This window comes from Pseudomonas sp. MWU347, assembly GCF_017947305.1.
GTDB classification, from domain to species: domain Bacteria; phylum Pseudomonadota; class Gammaproteobacteria; order Pseudomonadales; family Pseudomonadaceae; genus Aquipseudomonas; species Aquipseudomonas putida_A.
In genome coordinates this window covers 149,359-176,350 of sequence record NZ_JAFGZB010000004.1, presented here as the reverse complement: position 1 = coordinate 176,350, position 26,992 = coordinate 149,359, and the positions used below count along the sequence as shown (strand labels likewise).

Here is a 26,992-nt window from a genome sequence, read left to right as displayed (position 1 = left end):
AGCTTTACAGACAAGTGGCAAGTACCCGCGCCAGTTGCTGCGCGCGCGGATCCATCAAGACGTACGGCCCAAGGGTATTTGTCACAAAACCGAACGCGACATCGTGCTCAGGATCAGCAAAACCCACTGAACCGCCCGCCCCCGGATGACCAAACGCCCGCGGGCCGAGGCCGTAGGTGGCGTTCGCCATGTCCGGTTGATCGAGCATGCAGCCCAGACCGAAGCGGGTGCGGGTCAGCAGGGTCTTGTCCTCGCCGTAGCTGTGTTCGCGGGTCAGCTCTTCGAGCATTTCGCTTTCAAGCAGGCTGCCGTCGAGCAAACCGGCGTAGAAACCGGCCAGGCTGCGCGCGTTGCCATGACCATTGGCGGCCGGCTGCTGCATGCGGCGCCATTCCGGTTTGTTGGTGCTGGTGAGCACCGACGGCGGATTGGTGAAGGCGCGAGTGGTCATGGCGGTGGGTTCGCGCATGGTCACCTGCAACAGGCGTTGGGCAGCAGCGTCACCGACGTTGCCCTTGCCGCGAGCAATATGCGCCACGCGGTGGAATTCTTCGTCAGCCAGACCGACATGGAAATCCAGCCCCAGCGGCTTGGCGACACGGGCGACGATCGACTCGCCCGGCCCGCGACCGTCAGCGCGACGCAGCAACTCGCCGACCAGCCAGCCGTAGGTGATGGCGGCATAACCGTGGCCGGTACCCGGCGTCCACCACGGCGCTTCGGCCGCGAGGGCATCAACCATGGTTTGCCATTCGTAAAGGGCGGCGGGCGCCAGCAACTCGCGCAGGGCCGGCAGACCGGCCTGATGGCAGAGCAGTTGGCGCAGGGTGACGGATTCTTTACCGGCGGCAGCGAATTCCGGCCAGTAGCGGGCAACCGGTGCATCCAGCTGCAGTTTGCCTTCGGCCACCAGTTGCAGCGCCGTGACCGCGGTGAAGGTCTTGGTGCAGGAAAACAGGTTGGCGATGGTGTCGCTGTGCCAGGCCTCGGTTCCGTCCTTGTCGGCCGTACCGGACCAGAGGTCGAGGACGGTTTCGCCGCCGACCTTGATGCACAGGGCTGCGCCGCGTTCCTGGGGATCGTCGAACAGTGCCGCGAAAGCCTCGCGCACCGCTTCGAATTGAAGCTCGTAATGTCCCTGAATCTGCACCCGCAACTCCCCCGCGAAAACGCTCTACAAAGTGGCCCGCATTGTTCCAGCCCTTGAGGGATTTGGGAACAGCTGCGGGCCGGACGGTTACTTCCAGATGTTTGCTGAGACGGCTGCCGCCTTCGCGAGCAAGCCCGCTCCCACATTTGATCTCTGCGGCACTGGAGATCAGTGTGGGAGCGGGCTTGCTCGCGAAGAACGATGACGCGGTCTAAACCTTAATGACCATTGCCCGAATGCCCACCGGCATGCCCGCCCCCCGGGCCTTTGCCAGCTTCACCCTTGCGCCCGCCCTCCGCTTCATGACCGGCGGCGGCCGCGGCCTTCTCAGCCTCTTTGCCCAACTGATCAACTGCCTGCAGGTTGCTCTTGCGTACCGCCTCGACAAAGCCCTGATACGGCAGATCGGTAATCCCCACCAGGCCGAAGTGCCCGTTCTCGCCATCGAGCAGACGCCCGGTCACCGGTTGATCCAGATACTGGAACCAGTGCACGCCGACAATCGACGGCTCACTCAACGCCTGTTTGAGGAAGTTGGCATACGCCGGGCCGCGATCTTCTTCCCGCGCCAGTTGCGTCACGCCACCCCAGAACGGGCCACGATCACTGGAGCCGAAGTTGAATTCGGTGATCAATACCGGTTTGTCGAGGGCGCGCAGAGCGGCGAAGTCATAGCCGTCCTGTGGTTTCAGCGTGTACATGTTGAAACTCAACACGTCGCAATACTGCGCGCAGGACGCCACCGCTTCCGGAGTGCTGGTGGCGAAACGGCCGCCGAGCAGCAACTGATTCGGCGCGTGCCATTTCAGCGAATCGGAGATGGTTTTGAAGTAGGTGTCGGCGAACACTTTCTGGAAGTATTTGAAGTCGTTTTCGATTTCCGGGTGCTCCGGATTCGGCATCGGCGGCACGAAACCCGGGTCTTCCATCAATTCCCACGCCGGCAGATCAATGCCCCACGCTTTCGACAGGCCCGCCTGGTTGCGGTACTTGTCGCGCAGTTGCTTGAGGAACGCGCGTTTGGCTGGCACGTCGGTGGTCATTTTCAACGTGCCGTAGGCCAGGGCGTAGCGCGACTGCGGATCGTCGCCGGGACCGGCCCAGGCCAGTTCGTTATCGGCGTAGTACCCGATCAACCATGGATCATCGCGGTGATCACGGGCAGCGATGGCCACGGCACGCTCGGTAGCCATGGCGAAACGCGGGTCGAACGGGTCAGGCATGCCGCCCCACCAGTCTGTGCCGGTGCTGATGCTGGTGTAGTCGCCGACGATCGACAGCGGCAAGGTGTACGGCACCCGCTCGGCGTCGGCGAGCGAGTCGGCACTCCAGTTGCCGACGGTGTTGAAACCCCAGGCCTGCAGGCGATCGAGGGTGTGCGTGGCCCACTTCTGCTGATCGACCGTGGCCTTGCACGGCGCAGCGACGGGTTGATCGGCAGCCTTTTCAGCAGTCGTCGCTACGGCGTCTGTTTTCGCCGCTGCGGCGACACCGGCCTTCGCCTCGTTTGACTTTGGCACAGGCTCGGCAGCTTTTAATGCGGTTTCTTCAACCGCACCAGCCTTGGCCGCTTCAGCAATTCCGGCCTCGGTATCGCTGTCCGGTTTGCAGGGCTCGCCGTAAACCCGCTGCAGGTTGGCGCCATAGAAGTCGTACCAGCGCCCGTTGCCATAGCCGCGGCCCTGATCGGCGCCGTTGCCGCCACGGTTGTCGCCCTCGCCGAAATGGCTGGCGAGCGGCTCGTCGGCATTGGGCAGGGATTCGAACATCCACTCACGCCCGGCCACGTAAGTCTGGTTGACCTGCGGGCTGACGGTGTTGACCCCCAGCGAATAGAACGGATGTCCTTCAGGGGTCACCAGATACCAGCGACCGTCACGTTTTTCAGTGCGGAAAAAGCCGCTGGCCTTGAACGCCGGGCCTTTGTTCCAGCCGCCGAACTTGTCCAGCGAAGACTTTTCGCGCTCGGCCAACCAGGTCTTCAGCTGTTGCTGTTCCTTGGCGGCGGCGGATTTCAGTTGTTCGTCGTTGCTGACTTTTTCCGGCCATTTGCTGCGGGTCGATTGACCGTAGGCATCCACCAGATTGCCGTAGACGGCCTGGGTCACAGCATCGCCATCCTGCACGCCGAAACGTTCGAGCAGCAGGCTCTGCGCGGCTTTCGGCTGATCCATCCACAAGCTCACCGACACCACCTGGCTGCGATCGAGTTCACCGCTGCTGCTGGCCAGCAGAATCCGCTGGCCATCGACGGTCATCGGCATCGGCGGCCCGGCCTTCATGCCCTGGCTCAGTGGCGAAGTCGCCACCAGCGGCACCAAAAGGGTTTGCGCCGGGCCGGCCGGCAGGTCGACGCGGCTGGTCAGGGTCTGGCCGTTGTTGCTCTGGATTTGCACATAGACCGTCACGGCCCAGTTCATTGCACTCTGCAGACGCAGGCTCATCATGCCCGACTGCGACCAGTCCCAGGCGCCGGTTTGCGGAGTCAGGCGCAGGGTCGGACGGGCTACCGGGTTGAACGTCACTCGGCGCAACACTTCACCTTCCGGGGTTTGCTCGGCGTTGGCTTGTGGCAGGTCAGTGTTTTCGGTGACGACTTTCACCACGTCGGCAGGACGGACGAAGTTGAACAGGGTCTGCTGACCCGCAGGCGCCGCCAGTAACGGGGCAGCGAAAATCAAGGCGAATACGGCAGGCAACGAACGACGAATCATAAGAACGGAGTTCTCCCTAACGACCAACTAAGGCCAATGGAAAAGCATGGCAGAGAGATAGACAACGCGGCGGGCAAAACTGCCCACCGTTGTCTCAGGATATTTCACGACGGAATGGCGGCAACGCATTGAGGATCGCCTTGCCGTAGCGCTGGGTGACCAGGCGCCGATCGAGCAAGGTGATGGTGCCGCGGTCTTCTTCGGTACGCAGCAGACGCCCGCAGGCCTGAACCAGTTTCAGCGAGGCATCGGGCACCGAGATTTCCATGAACGGATTGCCGCCCCGGGCCTCGATCCACTCCGACAGCGCCGCCTCGACCGGGTCGTCCGGCACCGAGAACGGGATCTTGGCGATCACCACGTGCTCGCAGTACGCCCCCGGCAAGTCCACCCCTTCGGCGAAACTGGCAAGACCGAACAGCACGCTGGAATCGCCGCCATCGACCCGCGCCTTGTGCTTGTTCAGGGTTTCCTGTTTCGACAGGTTGCCTTGAATGAACACTTGCTTGCGCCAGTCGCGGTCGAGGCCATCGAACACGTCCTGCATCTGTTTGCGCGAAGAGAACAGCACCAGCGTGCCGCGCGAGCCTTCGACCAGATCCGGCAACTCGCGGATGATCGCCGCGGTGTGAGCTGCGGCGTCGCGTGGGTCGGCCTTCAGATCCGGCACCCGCAGCACGCCGGCGTCGGCATGATGGAACGGGCTCGGCACCACGGCGGTGACGGCTTTTTTCGGCAGGCCGGCGCGCATGCGGAAACGGTCGAAAGTGCCCAGTGCCGTCAAGGTTGCCGAGGTCACCAGGCAGCCGTAGGCCACGTTCCACAGGCTGCGGCGCAGGGTCTCGGCGGCGAGAATCGGGCTGGCGTTAACCTCGATGTCGAACAGCGAACCGCTTTCCGCCAGCGTCAGCCAGCGGGCCATAGGCGGGCTGTCTTCCGGGTCTTCGGCGGTGAACGCGGTCCACAACTCCCAGTTGCCCGAAGCCCGCGACAACAGGCTGCCGAACAGCGGATACCACTCCTCGGCCTGATTGCTGGCGATGCCGATGTTGACCTCGCCGTCCATGCCTTCCTTGAGCAGGTCGGTCAGGCGGGTGAACAGATCGTTGAGCCGCGAATAGCCCTTTTTCAACTCGATGCCCATTTCGCGCATGTGCTCGGGAATCACCCCGCCGACGAAACGATGGCGTGGCCGCTCGCGGCCTTCGACGTCTTCGCCGGGTTTGAAATCGGAAATCTGCTCGCACGCGGTGAACATGAACTGCTGCTGGGTCTTGATCTCGCGCGCCAGCTCGGGCACTTGCTCGATCAGCTTGCCGAGATCCCCCGGCAGCGGATGCTGGGCCAACAATTTGGTGAGGTTCTTCGCGGTGGTTTCCAGCCAGTCGGCGGTGGAACGCAGACGCGTGTAGTGGGCGAAGTGGCCGATGGCCTTGTCCGGGAGGTGATGGCCTTCGTCGAACACGTAAATGGTGTCACGCGGGTCAGGCAGTACCGCGCCGCCGCCGAGGGCGAGGTCAGCCAGCACCATGTCATGGTTGGTGACGATCACGTCGACCTTGCCCATGCCTTCGCGCGCCTTGTAGAAAGCGCATTGGCCGAAGTTCGGGCAGTGGCGGTTGGTGCACTGGCTGTGATCGGTGGTCAGGCGCGCCCAATCGGCATCTTCCAGCGCGTTGGGCCAGCTGTCGCGGTCGCCGTCCCATTTATTGCCGGCGAGTTTCTCGATCATGCTGGTGAACAGCTTCTGACTGGCCTCGTCGACCTCGATTTTGAAGCCTTCCTCTTCGAACAACTGGGCGGTGGCGGTTTGCGCGTGGCCTTCCTGCAGCAGCATGTCGAGCTTGGACAGGCACATGTAGCGGCCACGGCCCTTGGCCAGCGCGAAGCTGAAGTTCAGCCCGCTGTTGCGCATCAGGTCGGGCAAGTCCTTGTAGACGATCTGCTCTTGCAGAGCCACGGTCGCGGTGGCGATCACCAGGCGCTTGCCGGCCAGTTTCGCCGTGGGGATTGCCGCCAGGCTGTAGGCCACGGTCTTGCCGGTACCGGTGCCGGCTTCCACCGCGACAATCGCGGGGTCGCCACTGCGCCGGCCTTCGTCGTCGGTGTCGATATCCCCGAGGACTTTGGCGATTTCAGCGATCATCAGGCGCTGGCCGTAACGCGGCTTGAGGCTCTTGGCTTCAAGAAAACGCGAATAGGCGCCCTGGATCGTGGTTTTGAGTTCAGTGCTGATCATTGATTGTCGGGCGCTAAAAACGCTGGATAAATTTTCAGTGGTTTCGGATGGCGGCTATCATACCCCGCTAATTAATCCCGCGCAGAACGGAGTGCCCCAATGACACCTTTTAGCCTCGTTTATCCGCTGCATGTCCTGTCCGCCCTGGTCTGGGTCGGCGGCATGTTTTTCGCCTGGATGGTCCTGCGCCCGGCGGCGGTCAAGGCTCTCGACGGCCCTGCTCGCCTGACCTTGTGGGTGGAAGTGTTTCAAGGTTTTTTCCGCTGGGTCTGGGTCGCGGTGATCCTGTTGCCGATCAGCGGCGTGGGCATGTTGCATTTACAGCAGGTCGGTTTCGAGACCGCGCCGAAGTACGTCCAGGTGATGATCGGGCTATACGTGGTGATGACGGCGCTGTTCATCCGGATTCAGGGTTTGATGCTGCCGGAATTGCGTAAAGCGGTGGAAGCCAAGGACTGGCCGGCGGGCGCGGCAGTGCTGGGGCGGATTCGCCGGGTGGTGGGGATCAACCTGATTGTCGGGTTGGTGCTGGTGGCGATTGCGGCGGCGCGGCCGATGTTCTGACCCACCCCATTTTTTTGCGCTGTGAACACTGTTGTGGTGAGGGGATTTATCCCCGATGGCGCGCGAAGCGGCCCCAAATCAGCTGACGCGTTCAATCTGAAGAAACGCGCTATCTGGAGTGGGCTGCTTCGCAGCCCATCGGGGATAAATCCCCTCACCACAATTGTGAATAGCGCGGTTATTCAGAGGCGCTGTACGGTCACAGCCCCCGCCGCACCCACCGGCCCAGGCTGACCATCCGCACCGGCCTTGCCGTTCTTGCCGCCATCGGCGCGATACACCAGGCAGCCCTTGGACTGGCCGCCCTTGCCCGCCTTGCCGCCAACACCCGCTGGACCACCGGCGCCGCCCGCAACGTTGACCTTGATCAGCTCGGCCGGAAACTCGCGCGGCACTTCAAGACGCACCAACGCACCCGGTGCGCCCGGCTGACCGTCGCTGCCGTTGCTGCCATCAAAACCATGACCGGCCGCGCCCCAGGTACAGCCCGGATCTTCGCCGTTGCCGCCATCCAGGCCGACGAAACCCGGTGCGCCGGTGCCGCCACGGGCATCGACAAACAGTTTTGGCGCGTTCAGTGCCTTGAACTGCAAATTCAGATTGCGCCCGGCACGGGCGGCTTTTTCATAGGTGCCCGGCGCGCCACGTGCGGTGATCAGGCTGCCTTCGGACAGTTCGGCACGAATGACTTTCATGTCCAGCGCCTGTTCACTCGGGACGATCGCAATGCGCGCTTCATGGCCCAGGCGCAATTCGCCGACGGTCAGCTCGGTCACATTGGCAGGAATCAGCAAGGTGCCATAGTCCGCCACGTCCAGCCGTTCCAGCTGCAAGGTGCTGGCGGTGTTGGGCAAACGCATCAGGGAGTTGGTTTCGACGCTGACCACCTGGGCGCAGGCCAGAGGACTGATGAGTGCAGCGAGCAGGCAAAGTTTACGCATGGGAAGAAGCCTCCGGAGCGGCCGGGGCCGGGATGGTTTGCAGGTGAAAAACGCCGAACAGCAGGATGCGCAGACGGTCGCGCCACGGGTTGGGACGCCCTTTGAGGCGCGAGAAAAGCAACTCCAGCACATGCAGCGCCAGCAGCGAGGCACCGGCCAGATTGACCAGCGCATGCAGCGGATGCACAAACGGCAGCAGCAGATTGACCACCACCACGCACCAGAACAGCAGGGTCAGCAAACGCCCCAGCCCCCAGAAAACCTTCATACGCTCCCCCGTGTCGGAATTATTCTTTGGGCGCACAGTAACGGCTTACGCGGGGGATAAGCCAGAGGGGCAAAAGAAAAAACATTTGTCAGTCGTCGGATCGCTGCCGGTTCGACGACGATCGTCGACCGGCAGCTCTAGCCTGCGGACTACAGACAAGTCCTAGCGATTGATATGCAACTCCACCCGACGGTTTTTTGCCCGTCCCTCGTCCGTTGCGTTGTCAGCCACCGGCTCGCTCTCGCCGCGCCCTTCACTGGTCAGTTTGTCCGGCGCCAGGCCCTGACTCAGCAGGTACGCCGCCACGCTGCTGGCGCGTCGTTCCGACAGTGCCTGGTTGTAGGCGTCCGAACCTTTGCTGTCGGTATGGCCGATAACCTTGATGCTGACCACGTCGGCGTTGCGCAATTTGTCCATCAGCGTATCGAGCTGGGCCTTGGCGGCCGGGGTCAGATCCGACTTGTCGAAATCGAACAACACATTACCGGCATCGCTGAGGGTGATGACTTCCGATTGCGGCGCAGGTTCGGGAGCTTTTGCAGTGACCGGATATTGCGGCAGCGGACAGCCGCGATGATCGACCGGGGTATTGGCCGGGGTGTCAGGGCAACGGTCGCGGCGGTCGAACACGCCATCGCCGTCTTCATCGCCATCCTGGGCATAACAGATCAGCCCGCCAGTCAGAATCCCCAACGCCGCACCGCCACCGGCCCAGCCGCCACTTTCAATGGCGCCAAGACCGCCACCGACCAGCCCGCCGATCAGGCTGCAGATCGGCCACGTACGTTGATTGAGGGGGGCATCGCCATCGCTATGAGTGGCGCAACCGGTGAGCAGGCTGCCCAGCAGCAGCACCGGCAAGACGGACCTTGAGAAAACAGTCATTGTGAAAGCTCCTGTGTCACCGGCCCATACCGGTTACACAGGAGTAAAGACCCGCATCCGCGACTGCACAAGCCGCGGATGCGAGAGGGGCTAGCGGACGATTTTGATTTCGGTACGACGGTTCTGTGCGCGACCGTCTGCGGTTTTGTTATCCGCCACTGGCTGGCTTTCACCCATGCCCGAGACCGAAACGAAGCTGGCACGCGGCACACCCTGCTGGATCAGGTATTCCACCACCGAGTGCGCACGGCGATCCGACAGTTTTTTGTTGTAGGCATCGCTGCCGACGCTGTCGGTGTGGCCGGTCACGGTCAGTTGCGCCGTGGACGACTCTTGTTTCAGGCGCGTGGCGACTTTATCCAGCACCTGTTTGTCGGAGCCGGTCAGGGTGGCTTTGTCGAACTGGAAGTGCACATCGCGAATGACGATAGTTTCTTCCTTGACCACAACGGCCTCTTCTACCACTGGCGCAGGGGCAGGTGGTGGGCAGCCGTCAGCATCGACCTGCACGCCTTTAGGCGTGTGCGGGCACTTGTCGCGACTGTCCGGCACACCATCGCCGTCTTCGTCGCCATCACCGTGCACCCAGCAATAGGCGGCTGCCGTACCACCGACCACCAGCGCGCCATAACCGGCCCACGCCGAACTTTCCGTCGCGCCGAGACCGGCACCGACTACACCACCGACCGCCGCACAGGTCGGCCAGTCGGTTTTCTGCAAACCTGCGCAACCAGTCAACACACTGGTTAGCAGAATCAAAGGTAATGCTGTCCGAACTATGCTCATCTGGTTTTCTCCTGAGGGATCGGCTTAGAACCGATTCACGGAGTAAAGACCGGAGTTTTAATCTCCGCCAGCAATAGGCCACTGGCATTTGGGACCGTGTTCACAGGGATTCGGCACTTTTGCCAGGCGCGGCAATTCGGGGTCTAGGCCGGATCCGTCTGGCGCGCTAGTCTTGGCGATCTGATTGAGGAGCTTCGATGAACGTCGCCATTTCTTCGCGCACGCCGCAACAGGCGCTGGCTGCTTTACTGGATCGCTATGCCCCGGCGCGTTTACTGCTGATCGGCGCCAGCGAATTTCCGGCGCTCGCCGCTTTCAAGCAGGCACATCCGGACACCTGCGTGGCCCACGCCGCACCCGGTGCATTGCCCGCCGAACTCGCGGCGCGGCGCTTCGACCTGGCGCTGGTGGTCGATTGCCTTGAGCACCTGCCCAAGCGTGACGGCTTGAATCTGCTGGGCGGGATTCGCAACCTCAACGCCAGCCGCATTGCAGTGCTGGCGGATCTGCCGGCCAGCGGCTGGCAGGAAACCGATTTCTACTCGCTGGCGCTGCAGGCCAGTGAACGCTTCCAGCGTGACGATCAGGTACTGACCCTGTTCACCTATGATCTGCTTGACTACAAACAAGTCCCCGACTGGCTCAACTCGCGATTCTGGGCCAATCCGGAAAACTTCGGCAAATACTGGTGGTAATGCAATGAGTACAGCCATTTGCCCGTGCGGCAGCGGCAACCTGCTGGAGGCCTGCTGCGGCCACTATCACGAAGGCCACCCGGCGCCTTGCGCCGAAGCGCTGATGCGTTCGCGCTACAGCGCCTACGTGCTGGGGCTGATCGATTATCTGGTGGCCACCACCCTGCCCGCCCAGCAGGCCGGTCTGGATCGCCAGTCGATCAGCGCCTGGAGCGCGCAGAGCACCTGGCTCGGCCTTGAGGTCGAAAGCTCGGAAGTGTTCGGCGGCCAACCCGAGCATGCCTTCGTCACCTTTACCGCGCGCTGGCACGACAGCCAGGGCGAACACAGCCACCGCGAGCGCTCCTCGTTCGTGCAAAACGCCGGGCGCTGGTACTTCATCGACCCGACCGTGCAGTTGAAGCTGGGGCGCAATGACGCGTGCCCGTGTGCCAGCGGGCAGAAGTTCAAGAAGTGCTGTGCGGGGTATTTCGGCGCATAAAGGGAAGTGCCGACTAGACTGGGGCACAAAGGGAGTTTTTTCGATGCTCGGTCACTGTCGCACACTGCATGGCTTGTTATTGATGCTGATCCTGAACCTCGGCGGTTGCGCCTCATGGTTCAGCGACGACAGCGTCGACCCCGCCGTGCACCTGGTGAAAGTCGAGGTAGTGCGGGCCAAGTTGCTCGAACAGAAATTCATCCTGCACTTTCGGATCGACAACCCCAACGACAGCGACCTGACCGTGCGCGGTATGGAATATCGCATTCATCTGGCGGATCTGCTGCTGGCCGAAGGCGAACATGAACACTGGATCACCGTGCCCCCCAAAAGCAGCGCGTTCTATCGGATACCGATCCGCACCAACCTGTGGCCGCGGGTCAAGGACGTGGTGAAAATGCTGAAAAGTCAGCACCAGCAGGTGCCCTATCGATTGCAGGGCGAGATGGAAACCGGTTTATTCATCGCCCACTACGTGCACCTGGAGCGCAATGGCGTGATAATCCCCGCCGATTTAATTCCGGAGCACAACCGATGACTCAGCAACCTCATGTCCATGGCCCTGACTGCAACCACGATCATGACCATCATCACGATCACGATCATGGCCATGTCCACGGCCCGAACTGCGGCCACGCCCACCAGGAACCGGTGCGCAACGCCCTGAAAGACGTCGGCCGCAACGACCCTTGCCCATGCGGCAACGGCAAGAAATTCAAGAAGTGCCACGGCGCTTGATGCTTCAGGTGAAGATATTTTTCGCCTGACACATTGCCTTCGCGAGCAAGCCCGCTCCCACAGTTGACCGCGTTCCCGCTGACTGAACGCAGTCGACTGTGGGAGCGGGCTTGCTCGCGAATGGGCCGGTACATTCACCCCAAAATGTTCAGACAGCCGCCAGAATCTGCGCAGCGCTGACCACCGTCGCATACTCCCCGTGCACATTCCCCAGCGACATCCCGTGCACTTCTTCGGCTGAACGCGGTGTGCCGAAATAATCGGCCTTGTCGAAGGTGAAACACGCATCCTCCGCCACCCACGCCTCAAACCCCAGATTGCCCGCCGTGCGCGCTGTGGATTCCACCGAGTTGTTGGTCGCTACACCAACAATGATCAATTGCCCGATCCCCGCCTCACGCAGCTGCGCTTCCAGCCCCGTGGCACAAAACGCATCCGGTACCTGTTTCTGGATCAGCCATTCACCGTCCTGCGGCATGAATCGCTGCTGAAATTCCACCCCTGACTGCCCGGGCCAGAACACCGAATCCGGTTCACGCGACAGATGCTGCACATGAATCACCGGCCGCCCGCTACTGCGCCACGCCCTCAGTAAATCGAGCATGCGTTCTTCGGCCTGTGGATTATTCCGCCTACCCAGTCGCGGCTGCAGAATGCCTTGTTGCTGGTCGATGATGATCAGTGCGGCGTTGGCCTTGAGCTCCATGGCGTTTTTTTCTCATGCGGGGTCAGTGAGCTCCGCAGTTCAGCATCACCGCCACTTATTAAGCAAGCTATCGAACACGGCAGATTGAAGCGCTTTGTGGTGAGGGGATTTATCCCCGATGGGCAGCGAAGCGGCCCTAATTCCTGCAACCGAGACAGAGCTGACCCACCGAGATGGCAGGTTTGGGGCTGCTGCGCTGCCCATCGGGGATAAATCCCCTCACCACAGGTTCTGTCACACCTCACAAATAAGTTTGTCCCCCGCTTGCGCGGCCATCTCCTGCTCACTAACGTAGCGGCTTTATTGCGCCCCCAGCCTCTACACCCCCGCAGGAGCTTTGCCATGGCCTCGCCAGCCCTTACACATTTTCTTCCCCGGTTCGGCGTTGCCGCAGCAGTGACCGGTGTCTTGAGCCTGTCCGGTTGCCAGACCTGGAACGCGCAGGACACCCTCCCGCCCACCTCCGGCGTGCAACCGCTCAAGGGTCTGGCGCAGAACGTTTCGGTGCGACGCAATGCCATGGGCATGCCGTTGATCGAAAGCAACAGCTTCCACGACGCACTGTTCACCCTCGGTTACGTGCATGCCAGCGACCGCATCAACCAGATGGTCACCCTGCGCCTGTTGGCCCAGGGGCGTCTGGCGGAAATGTCCGGCGCCTCGATGCTCGACGCCGACCGCTACATGCGCGCGGTCAACCTGAAGAAAAGCGCCGACGAGCTGTACAAGGCCTCGTCGCCACGCCTCAAGCGTTTCTTCGAAGTCTATGCGCGGGGCGTCAACGCCTACCTGTTCCGCTACGCCGACAAACTGCCGGGCGATCTCGCCGCCAGCGGCTACAAGCCGGAATACTGGAAACCGGAAGATTCGGCGCTGATGTTCGCGTTGCTGAACTTCAGCCAGTCGGCCAACCTGCCGGAAGAGATCTCATCCCTGGTGCTGGCGCAAACCGTGACCAGCGACAAACTCGCCTGGCTGACCCCGTCCGCACCCGATGAAAATCTGCCGCTGGCCGAGGCCGACAAGCTGCAAGGCCTCAAGCTCAACGGGCAGATCCCCGGTCTCACCGAGCTGAGCAATGCCAGCCAGCAATTGGCAGCGATGAATCTGCTGGGCGCCAGCACGTCGAACAACTGGGCGATCGCCCCGCAGCGCAGCCGCAGCGGCAAGAGCATTCTGGCCAGCGACAGCCATGGCCCGCTGGCGGCACCGTCGCTGTGGAGCTTCGTGCAGATACGCGCGCCGAAATATCAGGCTGCCGGTGTCACCGTCGCCGGTCTGCCGATGATACTCGACGGTTTCAACGGCAAAGTCGCGTGGAGCGCCACCAGCGTGCTCGGCGACAATCAGGACCTGTTCCTGGAAAAAATCCGCCGTCAGGGCAACAGCCTGACCTATGAGGTCAATGGCAAATGGCAGCCGCTGGGCGTGCGCAACGAAACCTATTTCGTCAAAGGCCAGCGACCAATTCGCGAAGCGGTGTACGAAACCCGCCACGGCGCGCTGCTCAACAGTGCTCAGGCCGTACAGGGCAACGGTTTTGGTCTGGCCCTGCAAACCCCGAGCTTCACCGACGACAAATCGCTGGACGCATTTTTTGACCTGACCCGTGCGCAGAACGTTGAACGCGCGTCAGACGCCAGCCGCGAGATCCGCGCCATCGCCCTGAACATGGTATTCGCCGACGCCAGCAACATCGGCTGGCAGGTCACCGGGCGTTTCCCCAACCGGCGCGAAGGCGAAGGCCTGCTGCCATCGCCGGGCTGGGAAGGTCGTTATGACTGGGACGGTTACGCCGACCCGATGTTGCACCCGTACGATCAGGATCCGACCCAGGGCTGGCTCGGCACCGCCAACCAGCGGGTCATTCCTCACGGCTACGGCATGCAGTTGTCCAACTCGTGGGCGGCGCCGGAGCGCGGTGAGCGCTTGGCGGAACTGGCCAACAGCGGCAAACAGGACGGTCGCAGCGTGATCGCCATGCAGTACGACCAGACCACCACCTTCGCTGCCAAGCTGAAGAAAATGTTTGAAGCGCCGGGCATGAAGCAGCCGCTGAAACAGGCGATCGACGCCCTGCCGGAAGCCGATCGCAACAAGGCGCGCGAGGCGTTCACCCGATTGATGGCGTTTGACGGCAAGCTCAGCCCGACCTCGGCGGATGCGGCGATCTATGAACTGTTCCTGCAAGAAAGCATGAAGCAGATCTTCCTCGATGAGCTCGGCCCCGAGTCGAGTCCGGCGTGGAAAGCCTTTGTTGCCAATGGCGACTTGTCCTACGCGGCGCAGGCCGATCACCTGCTCGGGCGCGAAGACAGCCCGTTCTGGGATGACTTGCGTACCCCGCAGAAAGAAGACAAAGCCGTGATTCTGGCGCGCAGTCTGGCCGCCGCGATCAACGCTGGCGACAGTCAGTTGGGTGGCGATCACAAGGCCTGGCAGTGGGGCAAACTGCACAGCTACACGTGGAAAAACGCCAACGGCCAGACCGTTCGCGGCCCGCTGGCAGCCGGTGGCGATCACACCACGCTCAATACCTCGGCGTTTACCTGGGGCAAGGACTTCAACACCACGCGGGCGCCGTCGATGCGGTTCATCGTCGATTTCAGCCAGGCTGAGCCGCTGATGGGGCAGAACGGCACCGGCCAGTCCGGCAACCCGGCCAGCCCGAACTACCTCAACGGCATCGACGCTTGGCTCAAGGGTCAGTACATCGGCTTGCCGATGCAGCCGCAGAACTTTGACCGGGTGTATGGCAAGACGCGTTTGACCCTGACCCCCGGCAAGTAAGGCACAGATCAAAAGCCCCTCACCCTAACCCTCTCCCAAGGGAGAGGGGACCGACGGAGTTGTTCTTTCGCAATACACCGACCTGAACCGTCGCGCCGAATCCATAATCGACGCGGACTTTCAGGCCGATGAAGCTCGCCAGACACCTCGGTCGGCTCCCTCTCCCTCCGGGAGAGGGCTGGGGTGAGGGAGCTTTGAAAATCGATAGAACTTCCGGACTCGCGCCAACCTCATAGCTAACAAGCCCTCCATTCAGGTAACGACATGGACCTTGTTATCGCCCGCCCCGAAGGTTTGTACTGCCCTGCCGGGGATTTCTACATTGATCCGTGGCGCCCGGTCGAGCGCTCGGTGATCACCCATGCCCACGGCGATCACGCCCGTAACGGCAATCAGCACTACCTTGCCAGCAGCGCCAGCGAAGGGATTTTGCGTGCGCGTCTGGGTCAGGACATCAACCTGCAAACCCTCGCCTACGGCCAGCGGCTCACCCATCACGGCGTGACCTTGAGTTTCCATCCCGCCGGGCATGTGCTCGGTTCGGCCCAGGTGCGTCTGGAATACGGCGGCGAAGTCTGGGTCGCGTCGGGGGATTACAAAATCGAACCCGATGGCACCTGCGCGCCGTTCGAACCGGTGCGCTGCCACACTTTCATCACCGAATCGACGTTCGGCCTGCCGATCTACCGCTGGCAACCACAGGCGCAGGTGTTCAGCGAGATCAACCAGTGGTGGCAGGCGAACATCGCGGCGGGCAAGGCCAGCGTGCTGTTCTGTTATTCGTTCGGCAAGGCTCAGCGGATCCTGCACGGCATCGACGCCAGCCTCGGCCCGATCCTCAGCCACGGCGCGGTCGAGCCGCTGAACCGGGTCTACCGCGAGGCCGGCGTGTACCTGCCGCCGACGATCTACGCCGGCGACATCAAAAAATCCGACCCGATCATGCGTCAGGCGCTGGTGATCGCCCCGCCCTCGGCGGGCGGCAGCACCTGGATGCGCCGGTTCGGTGACTACAGCGACGCCTTTGCCAGCGGCTGGATGCGCCTGCGCGGCACCCGCCGGCGGCGCGGTGTGGATCGCGGTTTCGTGCTGTCGGATCACGCCGACTGGCCGGGCCTGCTCTGGGCCATCGAACAGACCGGCGCCGAACGGGTGATGGTCACCCACGGCTCGATCGGCGTGCTGGTCCGGCATCTGCGCGAACAAGGCCTGGACGCGCAGGGTTTCAACACCGAATACGGCGACGATGAAGAGGAGAACATTGGCGCCGAGCCGGTTATCGCCGAGGTGCAAGCATGAAAGCTTTCGCCGAGCTGTACGCCGAACTCGACGCCACCACGTCAAGCAATGCCAAACTGGCGGCGATGCAAACCTACTTCGCTCAAGCAGCACCGCAGGACGCGGCATGGGCGGTGTACTTTCTGTCTGGTGGACGCCCGCGGCAACTGGTGCCGGTGCGCATCCTGCGCGAACTGGCAGTGGAAGTCTCGGGACTGCAACCGTGGCTGTTCGAGGAAAGTTATCAATCCGTAGGCGATCTGGCGGAAACCATTTCCCTGGTGCTCCCGGAAAATTCGCACAGCTCCGAGGCCGGCCTTGCCGAATGGATTGAAGACAAGCTGCTGCCACTGCGCGGTGAAACCCCGGAATACCTCGCCCGCCACCTGCCCGCGCTGTGGGCGCAACTGGATCGGCCGAGCCTGATGCTGTGCATCAAGCTGATCACCGGCAGTTTCCGCGTCGGCGTGTCGAAACTGCTGGTCACCCGCGCTCTGGCGTCGATGGCCGGCCTCGACAGCAAACGCGTGGCGCAGCGCCTGGTGGGTTACACCGACCTGTCGAACCGGCCGAACGCGACCAGCTACCTGAAACTGATCGCGCCGGAATCCGCCGATGAACATGCGCAACGTGGCGGCCAACCCTACCCGTTCTTCCTCGCGCATGGCTTGTCACAACCGGTGGAGGAATTTGAAGGGCTGCTGGGGCCGGCGAGCAACTGGCAAGTGGAATGGAAGTGGGATGGCATCCGGGCGCAGGTGGTCAAGCGCGAGGGTCGGCTGTGGGTCTGGTCGCGGGGTGAAGAACTGGTGACCGAGCGTTTCCCCGAGTTCGACACACTGGTCCACGCGTTACCCGACGGCACGGTAATCGACGGCGAAATCGTGGTCTGGAAAAGCACCCATCCGAGCACCGCAGACGCCTTCGATCCGCAATCGAGCGCACCGCCGGCGGTGCAACCGTTCGCCCTGCTGCAGCAGCGCATCGGGCGCAAAACCCTCGACAAGAAAATCCTCGAAGAAGTGCCGGTGGTGGTGCTCGCCTACGACTTGCTGGAGTGGCAGGGCGAAGACTGGCGCAACCGCCCACAGGCCGAACGACGCGCACAACTGGAGCAGGTCATCGCTCACGGTAACAACCCGGTGTTACTGGCCTCGCCGATTCTCACTGGCAGTGACTGGTTCGACCTCGCCCAGCAGCGCGAAGCCTCACGGCGCCTCGGTGTCGAGGGCATGATGCTCAAGGCCCGCGACGCCCTGTATGGCGTAGGCCGGACCAAGGACATGGGCGTGTGGTGGAAGTGGAAGGTCGATCCGTTCAGCGTCGATGCGGTGTTGATCTATGCCCAGCGCGGACATGGCCGGCGCGCCAGTCTGTACAGCGATTACACCTTCGCCGTGTGGGACGGCCCGCCCGAGTCCAGCCAACGAGCGCTGGTGCCGTTCGCCAAGGCCTATTCGGGGCTGACCGACGAGGAAATGCGCCAGGTCGACAGCATCGTGCGCAAGACCACCGTGGAAAAGTTCGGCCCGGTCAGCAGCGTCAAGCCGAGTCTGGTGTTCGAACTGGGTTTCGAAGGCATCGCCCTGTCGCGGCGGCACAAGAGCGGGATCGCCGTGCGTTTTCCAAGGATGCTGCGCTGGCGGCAGGACAAGACGGTGGATGAGGCCGATAGCCTGGCAACGTTGCAGGATTTGCTGGCCTGACCCGGTTTTCCGGGACAAACCTCCAATCGTCCTGAATGAACATCCTGTAGTGAGTGGATTTTCTGGTGAGGAGATCTTGTGGTGAGGGGATTTATCCCCGATGGGCCGCGAAGCGGCCCCCCATCATTCTTTCAGTAAACCGCGTGTACCGGATTTGCGACTGCTGCGCAGCCGTTCGGGGATAAATCCCCTCGCTACAAGTATTCTGAATCACTAAAAAATGCCTGCATCGACCCAACTTGGTGCAGCTCAATCCCCACGCCCATTCCCGTGCACCATTCCCTCTCCCTCCTCCCTCCCCCAACCTTTTAAAACACTTGTTCGGGACTCTGGTTCGGAAATTGCTACTTTCTATAGGTCGTACGCGTTCCAGTAACAATAATTCTGCGCCACAAGCGCTCATATTGGTTCTTAGGGATTGAATAATGAAAAAAGCATTGCTGACCCTTTCTGCACTGGCGTTGTGCATGGCTGCCGGCTCCGCGCTGGCCAAGGAATACAAAGAGCTGCGTTTTGGCGTTGATCCTTCCTACGCACCGTTCGAGTCGAAAGCTGCCGACGGCAGCCTGGTGGGCTTCGACATCGACTTGGGCAACGCAATCTGCGCCGAGCTGAAGGTCAAGTGCAAATGGGTTGAAAGTGACTTCGACGGCATGATTCCGGGCCTCAACGCCAACAAATTCGACGGTGTGATCTCGTCGATGACCGTGACCCCGGCCCGTGAAAAGGCGATCGACTTCTCCAGCGAGCTGTTCTCCGGCCCGACTTCCTACGTGTTCAAGAAGGGTTCCGGCCTGAGCGATGACGTCGCTTCCCTCAAGGGCAAGTCCGTCGGTTACGAGCAAGGCACCATCCAGGAAGCCTACGCCAAGGCCGTATTGGAGAAGGCCGGGGTAAAAATCCAGGCGTACGCCAACCAGGATCAGGTCTATGCCGACCTGAAAAACGGCCGCCTCGACGCCTCGATCCAGGACATGCTGCAAGCCGAATTGGGCTTTTTGAAGTCGCCTGATGGCGCCAACTACGAAGTCAGCAAGCCGGTCGACAGTGAATTGCTGCCAGCCAAAACCGCTGTCGGTATTAAGAAAGGTAACAAAGAGCTGAAGGCGCTTTTAGATAAAGGTATCAAAGCGTTACACGATGACGGCAAATACGCCGAGATTCAAAAGAAACACTTTGGCGATCTGAATCTGTACAGCGGTAAATAATGCCCTGGCGCCCATCGTTCGATGGGCGCCTTTTCCATCCGCTCAGGTTGCTGATTTATGTTCGAAAACCTCTTACAAAATCTGGGGCTCTCCGCCTTCAGCCTCAAGGGCTTCGGCCCGTTGCTGTTGGAAGGCACCTGGATGACCATCAAATTGTCGGCGTTGTCGCTGCTGGTGGCCGTGTTGCTCGGCCTCTTGGGTGCCAGTGCCAAACTGTCGAAATCCAAACTGTTGCGCCTGCCTGCCCAGCTCTACACCACGCTGATTCGCGGGGTGCCGGATCTGGTGCTGATGCTGTTGATTTTCTACAGCCTGCAAACCTGGCTGACAGCCCTGACCGACGTCATGGAGTGGGACTACATCGAAATCGACTCCTTTACCGCCGGGGTGATCACCCTGGGCTTCATCTATGGCGCGTATTTCACCGAAACCTTCCGTGGGGCGATCCTCGCCGTACCACGCGGTCAGGTCGAAGCGGCCACCGCCTACGGCCTCAAACGTGGCCAGCGTTTTCGCTTCGTGGTGTTCCCGCAAATGATGCGCTTCGCCCTGCCGGGCATCGGCAACAACTGGATGGTAATGCTCAAGGCCACCGCGCTGGTGTCGATCATCGGCCTGGCCGATCTGGTCAAAGCCGCGCAGGACGCCGGTAAAAGCACCTATCAACTGTTCTACTTCCTGGTACTCGCCGCCTTGATCTATCTGCTGATCACCAGTGCATCCAACGTCATCCTGCGCTGGCTCGAGCGCCGTTACGCCGCCGGTGCCCGGGAGGCCGTACGATGATCGAACTCCTACAGGAATACTGGAAACCCTTCCTTTATACCGACGGTACCAACATCACCGGTCTGGCGATGACCCTGTGGCTGCTCAGCGCCTCGATTTTCATCGGTTTTCTGGTGTCGATCCCGTTGTCGATCGCCCGGGTGTCCTCGCACTTCTATGTGCGCTGGCCAGTGCAGTTCTACACCTACCTGTTCCGTGGCACGCCGCTCTACATCCAGCTGCTGATCTGCTACACCGGGATCTACAGCCTGGCCGCCGTGCGCGCGCAGCCGTTGCTCGACAGTTTCTTTCGCGATGCGATGAACTGCACGATCCTCGCGTTCGCCCTCAACACCTGCGCCTACACCACGGAGATTTTCGCCGGGGCGATCCGCAGCATGAACCATGGCGAAGTCGAAGCGGCCAAGGCCTACGGCCTGACCGGCTGGAAGCTGTACGCCTACGTGATCATGCCCTCGGCGCTGCGTCGCTCGTTGCCGTATTACAGCAACGAAGTGATCCTGATGCTGCACTCGACCACCGTGGCCTTCACCGCGACCATCCCCGACATCCTGAAAGTTGCGCGGGACGCCAACTCGGCGACCTACCTGACCTTCCAGTCGTTCGGCATCGCCGCGCTGATCTACCTGACCATTACCTTTGCGCTGGTCGGCCTGTTCCGCCTCGCCGAACGCCGATGGCTGGCATTCCTCGGGCCGACCCACTAGGAAAACCTGTAATGCGACACCAGATCCATGACCTGTTGGCCCCGGTGCCGGGGACCGCACGACAGATCCACAGCTTCCACTTCGGCCCGGAGCAGGCCCAAGGCAAGATCTACATCCAGTCCTCGCTGCATGCCGACGAAATGCCCGGCATGCTCGTGGCCTGGCACCTCAAGCAGCGACTGGCGGAGCTGGAAGCCGCCGGGCGCCTGCGCAGCCAGATTGTGCTGGTGCCGGTGGCCAATCCGGTCGGCCTCGAACAAGTGCTGATGGACGTGCCGCTGGGCCGGTACGAGATGGAGAGCGGGCAGAATTTCAATCGCTGGTTCGTCGACCTCAGCGAAGAAATCGGCAACGACATCGAGGGCAAGCTGGGCGACGACCCGCAGCGCAACCTTGAGCTGATCCGCACCAGCCTGCGCAACGCCCTCGCCCGCCAGACACCCGGCACGCAACTGCAATCCCAGCGCCTGACCCTGCAACGGCTGGCGTGCGATGCCGACATGGTGCTGGATCTGCACTGCGATTTCGAATCCGTGGTTCATCTCTACACCACGCCCGAAGCGTGGCCGCAGGTCGAGCCGCTGGCGCGTTACATCGAAGCTCAGGCCAGTCTGCTGGCCACCGATTCCGGCGGCCAGTCATTCGACGAATGCTTCACCCTGTTGTGGTGGCAACTGCAGGAGCGCTTTGGCGAACACTTCGAGATTCCGCTGGGCAGTTTTTCGGTGACCGTGGAGTTGCGCGGCCAGGGTGACGTCAATCACCCAATGGCCAGTCGTGACTGCCAGGCCTTGATCGATTACCTGATCCAGTTCGATGCGATCGTCGGCGAGACCAAACCGCAGCCGCCCCTGCCGTTCCCCGCCACGCCGTTGGCCGGCGTCGAACCGGTGACCACGCCGGTGGGCGGCTTGCTGGTGTACACCGCTACGGCCGGGCAATACCTGCAAGCCGGGCAACAGATTGCCGAAATCATCGACCCGATCCACGACCGGGTCACCCCCATTCATTGCACTGCCGCCGGCCTGCTGTACGCCCGCTCGCTGCGGCGCATGGCTACTGCCGGCATGGTGATCGCCCACGTGGCGGGCGCCGAAGCCTATCGCAGCGGCTACCTACTTTCGCCTTGAGGATGTCTGCCCCATGTACAAATTGACTGTTGAAGGTCTGCACAAAAGCTATGGCGACCATCAGGTACTCAAAGGCGTTTCGCTCAAGGCCAAGACCGGCGACGTGATCAGCCTGATCGGCGCCAGCGGCTCGGGTAAAAGCACCTTTTTGCGCTGCATCAACTTCCTCGAACAACCCAACGACGGCGCCATGAGCCTCGATGGCCAGGCGATCCGCATGGTCACCGACCGCCACGGCATGCACGTCGCCGACCCGAATGAACTGCAACGCCTGCGCACGCGACTGGCCATGGTGTTCCAGCACTTCAACCTGTGGAGCCACATGACCGTGCTGGAAAACATCACCATGGCCCCGCGCCGGGTGCTGGGTTGCAGCAAGCAGGAAGCCGAAGACCGCGCCCGCCGTTATCTGGATAAAGTGGGCCTGCCGGCGCGGGTTGCCGATCAGTACCCGGCGTTTCTCTCTGGCGGCCAGCAACAGCGGGTGGCGATTGCCCGGGCGCTGGCGATGGAGCCGGAAGTGATGCTGTTCGACGAACCGACCTCGGCGCTCGACCCGGAGCTGGTGGGTGAGGTGTTGCGGGTGATTCAGGGTCTGGCTGAAGAAGGTCGGACGATGATCATGGTGACCCATGAAATGAGCTTCGCCCGCAAGGTCTCCAGCCAGGTGTTGTTTCTGCATCAAGGGCTGGTGGAAGAAGAAGGCGCGCCGGAAGATGTGCTGGGCAATCCGCGCAGCGAACGGCTGAAGCAGTTCCTCAGCGGTAACCTCAAGTAACAGACGCAGATAAAAACCTGTGGGAGCGGGCTTGCTCGCGAAAGCGGTGGGTCAGTCAGCATTGTTTTGACTGACCCACCGCTTTCGCGAGCAAGCCCGCTCCCACAAGGGTGTATGTACTCGCACAAAATTAAACTTGTCCCTCAACGGCGCGGTCACTGAAGGAACACCTTCAGAGCGCAAGCCGCCGGTATGCCGACCTCCACCGACTTCGCAAAACTCTGGTTCAGCGCACGCGGCTGGAAGCCGTTCGCCTTTCAGAAAAACGTCTGGGCCGCCGTTAAAAAAGGTCAGTCTGGCCTGCTCCACGCCAGCACCGGCGCCGGTAAAACCTATGCGGTGTGGTTCGCCGCGCTCAACCGCTTCGCCCGCATCAAACCCAGCGTTGCAGACAGCAAAAAACGCAAAGCACCAGCCGAACCACTGACCGTGCTGTGGATCACGCCGATGCGTGCCCTCGCCGCCGACACCGCACGCGCCCTGCAAGCGCCAGTCAGCGATTTGCAGATTCCGTGGAGCATCGGTCTGCGCACCGGCGACACCAGCAGCGCCGAACGTGCGCGTCAGGGCCGGCGCCTGCCAACCACGCTGATCACCACCCCGGAAAGCCTGACCCTGCTGCTTGCCCGAGCCGACGCCAGGACTGCGTTGTCGAGCCTGCGGATGATCGTTGTCGATGAATGGCACGAACTGCTCGGCAACAAACGCGGCGTACAACTGCAACTGGCCCTCGCCCGCCTGCGCCATTGGCAACCCGAACTGATCGTCTGGGGCGTGTCCGCCACCCTCGGTAATCAAGCCCACGCCGAACAGGTGCTGATCCCACAGGGCGGCGGGATCAGCGTGCAGGGCCAGAGCGAAAAATCACTCAATGTCGACACCTTGGTCCCACCGGCCATCGAGCGGTTTCCGTGGGCCGGGCACATCGGTCTGAAGATGCTGCCGCAGGTGGTCGCCGAACTGGATGCCTGCGCCAGCAGCCTGGTCTTCACCAACACCCGGGCACAGTCGGAAATCTGGTATCAGGCATTGCTCGAAGCGCGGCCGGACTGGGCCGGGCTGATCGCGTTGCACCACAGTTCACTGTCCCGCGAGACCCGCGACTGGGTCGAGCAAGCGTTGAAGGACGGCAAGCTGAAAGCCGTGGTCTGCACCTCGAGCCTGGATCTGGGCGTGGACTTTTTACCGGTGGAACGGGTCCTGCAGATCGGCTCGGCCAAAGGCGTAGCGCGACTGATGCAACGCGCCGGGCGCTCTGGTCACGCGCCGGGGCGCACCTCGCGCGTGACGCTGGTGCCGACCCACAGCCTGGAACTGATCGAAGCCGCTGCCGCAGGCGACGCCGTGGCGCAACGACTCATCGAACCGCGTCTGTCGCCGCACAAACCGCTGGATGTGCTGGTGCAGCATCTGGTCAGCATGGCGCTGGGCGGTGGCTTTATTCCCGAAGAGCTGTACGAAGAAGTGCGTGGTGCCTGGGCTTATCGTGATCTGACACGGGCAGATTGGGCCTGGGCGCTGGCTTTCGTACGTCACGGCGGGCTTTCTCTGACGGCCTATCCGGATTACCGTCGGGTCGAACCGGATGAACACGGCGTCTGGCGGGTACCCGATGCGCGATTGGCGCGCCGTCATCGCATGAGCATCGGCACCATCGTCAGCGACGCCAGCATCAACCTGAAATTCTGGAGCAAGGGTGGCGGCGGCAAGCAGTTGGGCAGTGTCGAGGAAGGCTTTATCGCGCGGCTGAAACCGGGCGATGGCTTTCTGTTTGCCGGGCGCCTGCTGGAGTTGGTGCGGGTGGAGAACATGACCGCGTACGTCAAACGCAGCACCGCGAAAAAAGCCGCCGTGCCGCGCTGGAATGGCGGGCGGATGCCGCTTTCCAACGAACTGGCCGCCGCGGTGGTCAGCCGCTTTACTGCAGCAGCGCGGGGTGAGTTCGTCGGCCCGGAAATGCAGGCGCTACAACCGTTGCTGCAAACCCAGGCGCACTGGTCGGGTCTGCCCACCTCCGACAGTCTGTTGGCCGAAGCGCTGAAATCCCGTGAAGGCTGGCACCTTTTCCTTTATCCGTTTGCCGGGCGCCAGGTGCATCTGGGGCTCGCCAGCCTGTTGGCGTGGCGCGTGAGTCAGCGCCAGCCGCTGACGTTCTCGATTGCGGTGAATGATTACGGGCTGGAGTTGCTCAGCGCCACGCCGGTCGATTGGTTCGAGCAACTCGATGCGGCGCTGCTCAGCCCCGAGCATCTGCTGCGCGACGTGCTGGCCAGCCTCAATGCCGGGGAGCTGGCGTTGCGGCGCTTTCGCGAGATCGCGCGGATCGCCGGGCTGGTGTTCGCCGGCTATCCCGGCGCGCCGAAAAGTACCCGCCAGGTACAGGCTTCCAGCGGATTGTTCTTCGAAGTGTTCAAACAATACGACGCTGACAACCTGCTGCTGGCTCAAGCCGGGGAAGAAGTCTTACGGGAAGAACTGGATATTCGTCGTCTGGAACAGACATTGGAGCGGATCAACCGGATGAAACTGGACATGCACCTGATCAAACGTCCTACACCGCTAGGCTTTCCGTTGCTGGTGGAGCGCATGCGCGAAAGCATGAGTTCGGAAAAACTCGCTGACCGCATCCGGCGCATGGTCGGCGATCTGGAGAAATCCGCCGACAAGGGTCAAGCCTCATGAGTGCAGCGTATCCAGTGCGCCTGGCCGGTGAAGAACTCTGGCTGCTGCCGGAAAAGGCCCTGTACTGGCCGGCGCAGCAAGCACTGCTGATCGCCGATGTGCATTTCGGCAAAGCCGCGGCCTATCGCAGCCTCGGCCAGCCGGTACCCCAGGGCACCACGACGGCGAATATCGAAGTGCTCGACCGCTTGCTGGCCAGACTGCCCTGTCGGCAGCTGATTTTCCTCGGTGACTTTCTGCACGGCCCCGGTTCGCATGCGACGGGTACGCTGAATGCCCTGGCCGAGTGGCGTGCACGGCACGCGGATCTGCCGATGACGCTGATTCGCGGCAACCACGACAAACGTGCCGGGGATCCCCCGGCGGCGCTGAATATCCGCGTGGTTCCGGAGCCCCTGCTGCTCGGGCCGTTTGCCCTGCAACACGAACCGGATCCACATCCCGAGCGGCATGTGCTGGCCGGGCATGTGCATCCGGTCTATCGGCTCAACGGCAAGGGGCGGCAGCGTTTGCGGCTGGCGTGTTTTCGACTGGGTGAGCGATTGAGCCTGCTGCCGGCCTTTGGTGCCTTTACCGGTGGTTATCAGGTCGAGAAAGACGCTCAGTGCAGGATTTTCGTCATCGGCGACAACGAAATATGGCCCGTCAGTTGAGGTCTTGGGCAAACCTCAGCCGACTGGCCATTCATGGAGTAGCGACTCAGGCCACTGGCGCGGGTGGCGGCTCGTCCGGCAGCGTCGGCTCGCCGGGTTCGGTCGGTTGTTCGTTAGGGGTGTCGGGATCAGGCTGACCGGGAATGCCGCCTGCCATATGGAAAGCCGGGTGTGCCAACAATGACCAGGCCAAAACGCCAACCTGATTGGGCTCAAGCCTTGCCAGTTGGGCGGTGATATGCGGATCGATCTTCATGCAACCTCCTCGGCGAAGGCCCGCTTTGCCAGAAGCAAAAACGGGCAGTACACCCCATAGAGTGTCTGCCCGCCAAAGAATTCCCGCGAACTGCCGGATGGATCAGGTACGCGGCAGGGTCACGCCACGCTGGCCCTGATATTTGCCGCCGCGATCCTTGTACGAAACTTCGCACTGCTCGTCGGATTCGAGGAACAGCATCTGCGCCACGCCCTCGTTGGCGTAGATTTTCGCCGGCAGGTTGGTGGTGTTGGAGAATTCCAGGGTCACGTGGCCTTCCCACTCAGGCTCGAGCGGGGTGACGTTAACGATGATGCCGCAGCGCGCGTAGGTGCTTTTACCCAGGCAGATGGTCAATACGTTGCGCGGAATGCGGAAGTATTCGACGGTGCTGGCCAGGGCGAAGGAGTTCGGCGGGATGATGCAGACGTCGCTGTGGATGTCGACAAAGCTGCCGGCATCGAAGTTCTTCGGATCGACGATCGCCGAATTGATGTTGGTGAACACCTTGAAATGGTTGGTGCAGCGTACATCGTAGCCATAGCTCGACACACCGTAGGAAATCACACGGCTGTCGTCGCTGCCGCGCACCTGGCGCTCGACGAAAGGCTCGATCATGCCGTGTTCCTGCGCCATGCGGCGAATCCACTTGTCCGATTTGATGCTCATGGCGGGTGTCCTGAATAGCGAGGTGGAAAAAATCTGTCCGGCATCTTACCGGGCGCGCCGCCGGGTTCAAAGTCCGCGCTGAAATTCTCGCCGAACACCCTGGAAATACAGGCTCTGGCGACGAACCGTCACACCGTCGATCCCTAAAACAGAGAAACCTTCGCAAGAAACATTGGCACGTT

25 protein-coding genes are annotated in these 26,992 nt (G+C 61.8%); 15 read left to right on the top strand and 10 right to left on the bottom strand.

Annotated features, from left to right (window positions below; genetic code table 11):
- Positions 1-4: 4 nt before the first annotated feature.
- From KCG87_RS10100 to dinG, 3 genes are all read right to left on the bottom strand, one after another.
- On the bottom strand, positions 5-1,150 hold the full coding sequence (locus KCG87_RS10100; RefSeq protein ID WP_098967554.1) for a serine hydrolase domain-containing protein: 1,146 nt from the start codon (positions 1,148-1,150) through the stop codon (positions 5-7).
- Positions 1,151-1,368: 218 nt separating this feature from the next.
- Entirely contained in the window at positions 1,369-3,864 is a 2,496-nt protein-coding gene (locus KCG87_RS10095) for a beta-galactosidase (RefSeq protein WP_210557992.1), read from the bottom strand.
- Between the two features lie 94 nt (positions 3,865-3,958).
- Positions 3,959-6,103, bottom strand: a complete 2,145-nt coding sequence (gene dinG / locus KCG87_RS10090) for an ATP-dependent DNA helicase DinG (RefSeq protein ID WP_210557995.1) — start codon at positions 6,101-6,103, stop codon at positions 3,959-3,961.
- A gap of 99 nt (positions 6,104-6,202) precedes the next feature.
- Between dinG and KCG87_RS10085 the strand changes: the two genes are divergently transcribed.
- Positions 6,203-6,667 carry a DUF2269 family protein gene (locus KCG87_RS10085; protein WP_095138445.1) on the top strand — a complete coding sequence of 155 codons (465 nt, stop codon included), beginning with the start codon at positions 6,203-6,205 and terminating at the stop codon, positions 6,665-6,667.
- Between the two features lie 182 nt (positions 6,668-6,849).
- On the opposite strand, the gene KCG87_RS10080 is transcribed toward KCG87_RS10085, so the two are convergent.
- The 4 genes from KCG87_RS10080 to KCG87_RS10065 form a co-directional block, all read right to left on the bottom strand.
- On the bottom strand, positions 6,850-7,608 hold the full coding sequence (locus KCG87_RS10080; protein WP_098967549.1) for a hypothetical protein: 759 nt from the start codon (positions 7,606-7,608) through the stop codon (positions 6,850-6,852).
- The gene (locus KCG87_RS10075; protein WP_027614360.1) at positions 7,601-7,876 is read right to left on the bottom strand and encodes a DUF1145 domain-containing protein; all 276 of its coding nucleotides are present in this window, start codon (positions 7,874-7,876) and stop codon (positions 7,601-7,603) included. Before KCG87_RS10075 ends, KCG87_RS10080 begins: the two co-directional genes overlap by 8 nt.
- A gap of 162 nt (positions 7,877-8,038) precedes the next feature.
- Positions 8,039-8,761, bottom strand: coding sequence for an OmpA family protein (locus tag KCG87_RS10070; protein ID WP_007961895.1), 723 nt, complete (start codon positions 8,759-8,761; stop codon positions 8,039-8,041).
- Positions 8,762-8,851: 90 nt separating this feature from the next.
- Positions 8,852-9,547, bottom strand: a complete 696-nt coding sequence (locus KCG87_RS10065; protein ID WP_098967546.1) for an OmpA family protein — start codon at positions 9,545-9,547, stop codon at positions 8,852-8,854.
- A gap of 197 nt (positions 9,548-9,744) precedes the next feature.
- Between KCG87_RS10065 and KCG87_RS10060 the strand changes: the two genes are divergently transcribed.
- Genes KCG87_RS10060 through KCG87_RS10045 form a run of 4 tightly spaced genes read left to right on the top strand, consistent with a single transcriptional unit; the run spans position 9,745 to position 11,461 of the window.
- Positions 9,745-10,242 carry a DUF6231 family protein gene (locus tag KCG87_RS10060; RefSeq protein ID WP_027614357.1) on the top strand — a complete coding sequence of 166 codons (498 nt, stop codon included), beginning with the start codon at positions 9,745-9,747 and terminating at the stop codon, positions 10,240-10,242.
- Positions 10,243-10,246: 4 nt separating this feature from the next.
- Positions 10,247-10,723, top strand: a complete 477-nt coding sequence (locus tag KCG87_RS10055; protein ID WP_027614356.1) for a YchJ family protein — start codon at positions 10,247-10,249, stop codon at positions 10,721-10,723.
- Positions 10,724-10,766: 43 nt separating this feature from the next.
- Complete coding sequence (locus KCG87_RS10050; RefSeq protein WP_210557998.1) at positions 10,767-11,261, top strand: LEA type 2 family protein; 495 nt, start codon at positions 10,767-10,769, stop codon at positions 11,259-11,261.
- Complete coding sequence (locus KCG87_RS10045) at positions 11,258-11,461, top strand: SEC-C metal-binding domain-containing protein (RefSeq protein WP_003198420.1); 204 nt, start codon at positions 11,258-11,260, stop codon at positions 11,459-11,461. Before KCG87_RS10050 ends, KCG87_RS10045 begins: the two co-directional genes overlap by 4 nt.
- A 148-nt stretch (positions 11,462-11,609) precedes the next feature.
- Here KCG87_RS10045 and KCG87_RS10040 read toward each other — a convergent pair whose 3' ends face one another.
- Entirely contained in the window at positions 11,610-12,167 is a 558-nt protein-coding gene (locus KCG87_RS10040) for a cysteine hydrolase family protein (protein WP_134785583.1), read from the bottom strand.
- Positions 12,168-12,509: 342 nt separating this feature from the next.
- Between KCG87_RS10040 and KCG87_RS10035 the strand changes: the two genes are divergently transcribed.
- The 10 genes from KCG87_RS10035 to pdeM all read left to right on the top strand — a co-directional run bounded on the left by KCG87_RS10035 (position 12,510) and on the right by pdeM (position 25,885).
- A complete protein-coding gene (locus KCG87_RS10035) occupies positions 12,510-14,957 on the top strand; it encodes a penicillin acylase family protein (RefSeq protein ID WP_210558001.1) in 2,448 nt (815 codons plus the stop codon).
- 264 nt (positions 14,958-15,221) lie between these two features.
- Complete coding sequence (locus KCG87_RS10030; protein ID WP_097086545.1) at positions 15,222-16,256, top strand: ligase-associated DNA damage response exonuclease; 1,035 nt, start codon at positions 15,222-15,224, stop codon at positions 16,254-16,256.
- Positions 16,253-17,941, top strand: coding sequence for an ATP-dependent DNA ligase (locus tag KCG87_RS10025; RefSeq protein WP_210558003.1), 1,689 nt, complete (start codon positions 16,253-16,255; stop codon positions 17,939-17,941). The genes KCG87_RS10030 and KCG87_RS10025 overlap by 4 nt, the downstream gene beginning before the upstream one ends.
- A 425-nt stretch (positions 17,942-18,366) precedes the next feature.
- Complete coding sequence (locus KCG87_RS10020) at positions 18,367-19,149, top strand: transporter substrate-binding domain-containing protein (RefSeq protein WP_003222321.1); 783 nt, start codon at positions 18,367-18,369, stop codon at positions 19,147-19,149.
- Between the two features lie 57 nt (positions 19,150-19,206).
- Positions 19,207-19,935 (top strand): ABC transporter permease, encoded by a 729-nt coding sequence (locus tag KCG87_RS10015; protein ID WP_003222319.1) that lies wholly within the window; start codon positions 19,207-19,209, stop codon positions 19,933-19,935.
- Positions 19,932-20,642 carry an ABC transporter permease gene (locus KCG87_RS10010; RefSeq protein ID WP_097086541.1) on the top strand — a complete coding sequence of 237 codons (711 nt, stop codon included), beginning with the start codon at positions 19,932-19,934 and terminating at the stop codon, positions 20,640-20,642. The genes KCG87_RS10015 and KCG87_RS10010 overlap by 4 nt, the downstream gene beginning before the upstream one ends.
- Before the next feature lie 11 nt (positions 20,643-20,653).
- Complete coding sequence (locus KCG87_RS10005) at positions 20,654-21,772, top strand: succinylglutamate desuccinylase/aspartoacylase family protein (protein WP_202369512.1); 1,119 nt, start codon at positions 20,654-20,656, stop codon at positions 21,770-21,772.
- Between the two features lie 13 nt (positions 21,773-21,785).
- Positions 21,786-22,550: an ATP-binding cassette domain-containing protein gene (locus tag KCG87_RS10000; RefSeq protein WP_123586990.1), complete on the top strand. Its 765-nt coding sequence runs from the start codon at positions 21,786-21,788 to the stop codon at positions 22,548-22,550.
- A 192-nt stretch (positions 22,551-22,742) separates the two neighbouring features.
- Positions 22,743-25,232 carry a ligase-associated DNA damage response DEXH box helicase gene (locus tag KCG87_RS09995; protein ID WP_210558006.1) on the top strand — a complete coding sequence of 830 codons (2,490 nt, stop codon included), beginning with the start codon at positions 22,743-22,745 and terminating at the stop codon, positions 25,230-25,232.
- Complete coding sequence (gene pdeM / locus KCG87_RS09990; protein WP_098967537.1) at positions 25,229-25,885, top strand: ligase-associated DNA damage response endonuclease PdeM; 657 nt, start codon at positions 25,229-25,231, stop codon at positions 25,883-25,885. Before KCG87_RS09995 ends, pdeM begins: the two co-directional genes overlap by 4 nt.
- Positions 25,886-25,931: 46 nt before the next feature.
- On the opposite strand, the gene KCG87_RS09985 is transcribed toward pdeM, so the two are convergent.
- Together KCG87_RS09985 and dcd are read right to left on the bottom strand one after the other, a co-directional pair.
- Positions 25,932-26,141 carry a hypothetical protein gene (locus tag KCG87_RS09985; protein WP_027614346.1) on the bottom strand — a complete coding sequence of 70 codons (210 nt, stop codon included), beginning with the start codon at positions 26,139-26,141 and terminating at the stop codon, positions 25,932-25,934.
- A 102-nt stretch (positions 26,142-26,243) separates the two neighbouring features.
- Positions 26,244-26,810, bottom strand: a complete 567-nt coding sequence (gene dcd, locus KCG87_RS09980; protein ID WP_003222308.1) for a dCTP deaminase — start codon at positions 26,808-26,810, stop codon at positions 26,244-26,246.
- Positions 26,811-26,992: the final 182 nt, after the last annotated feature.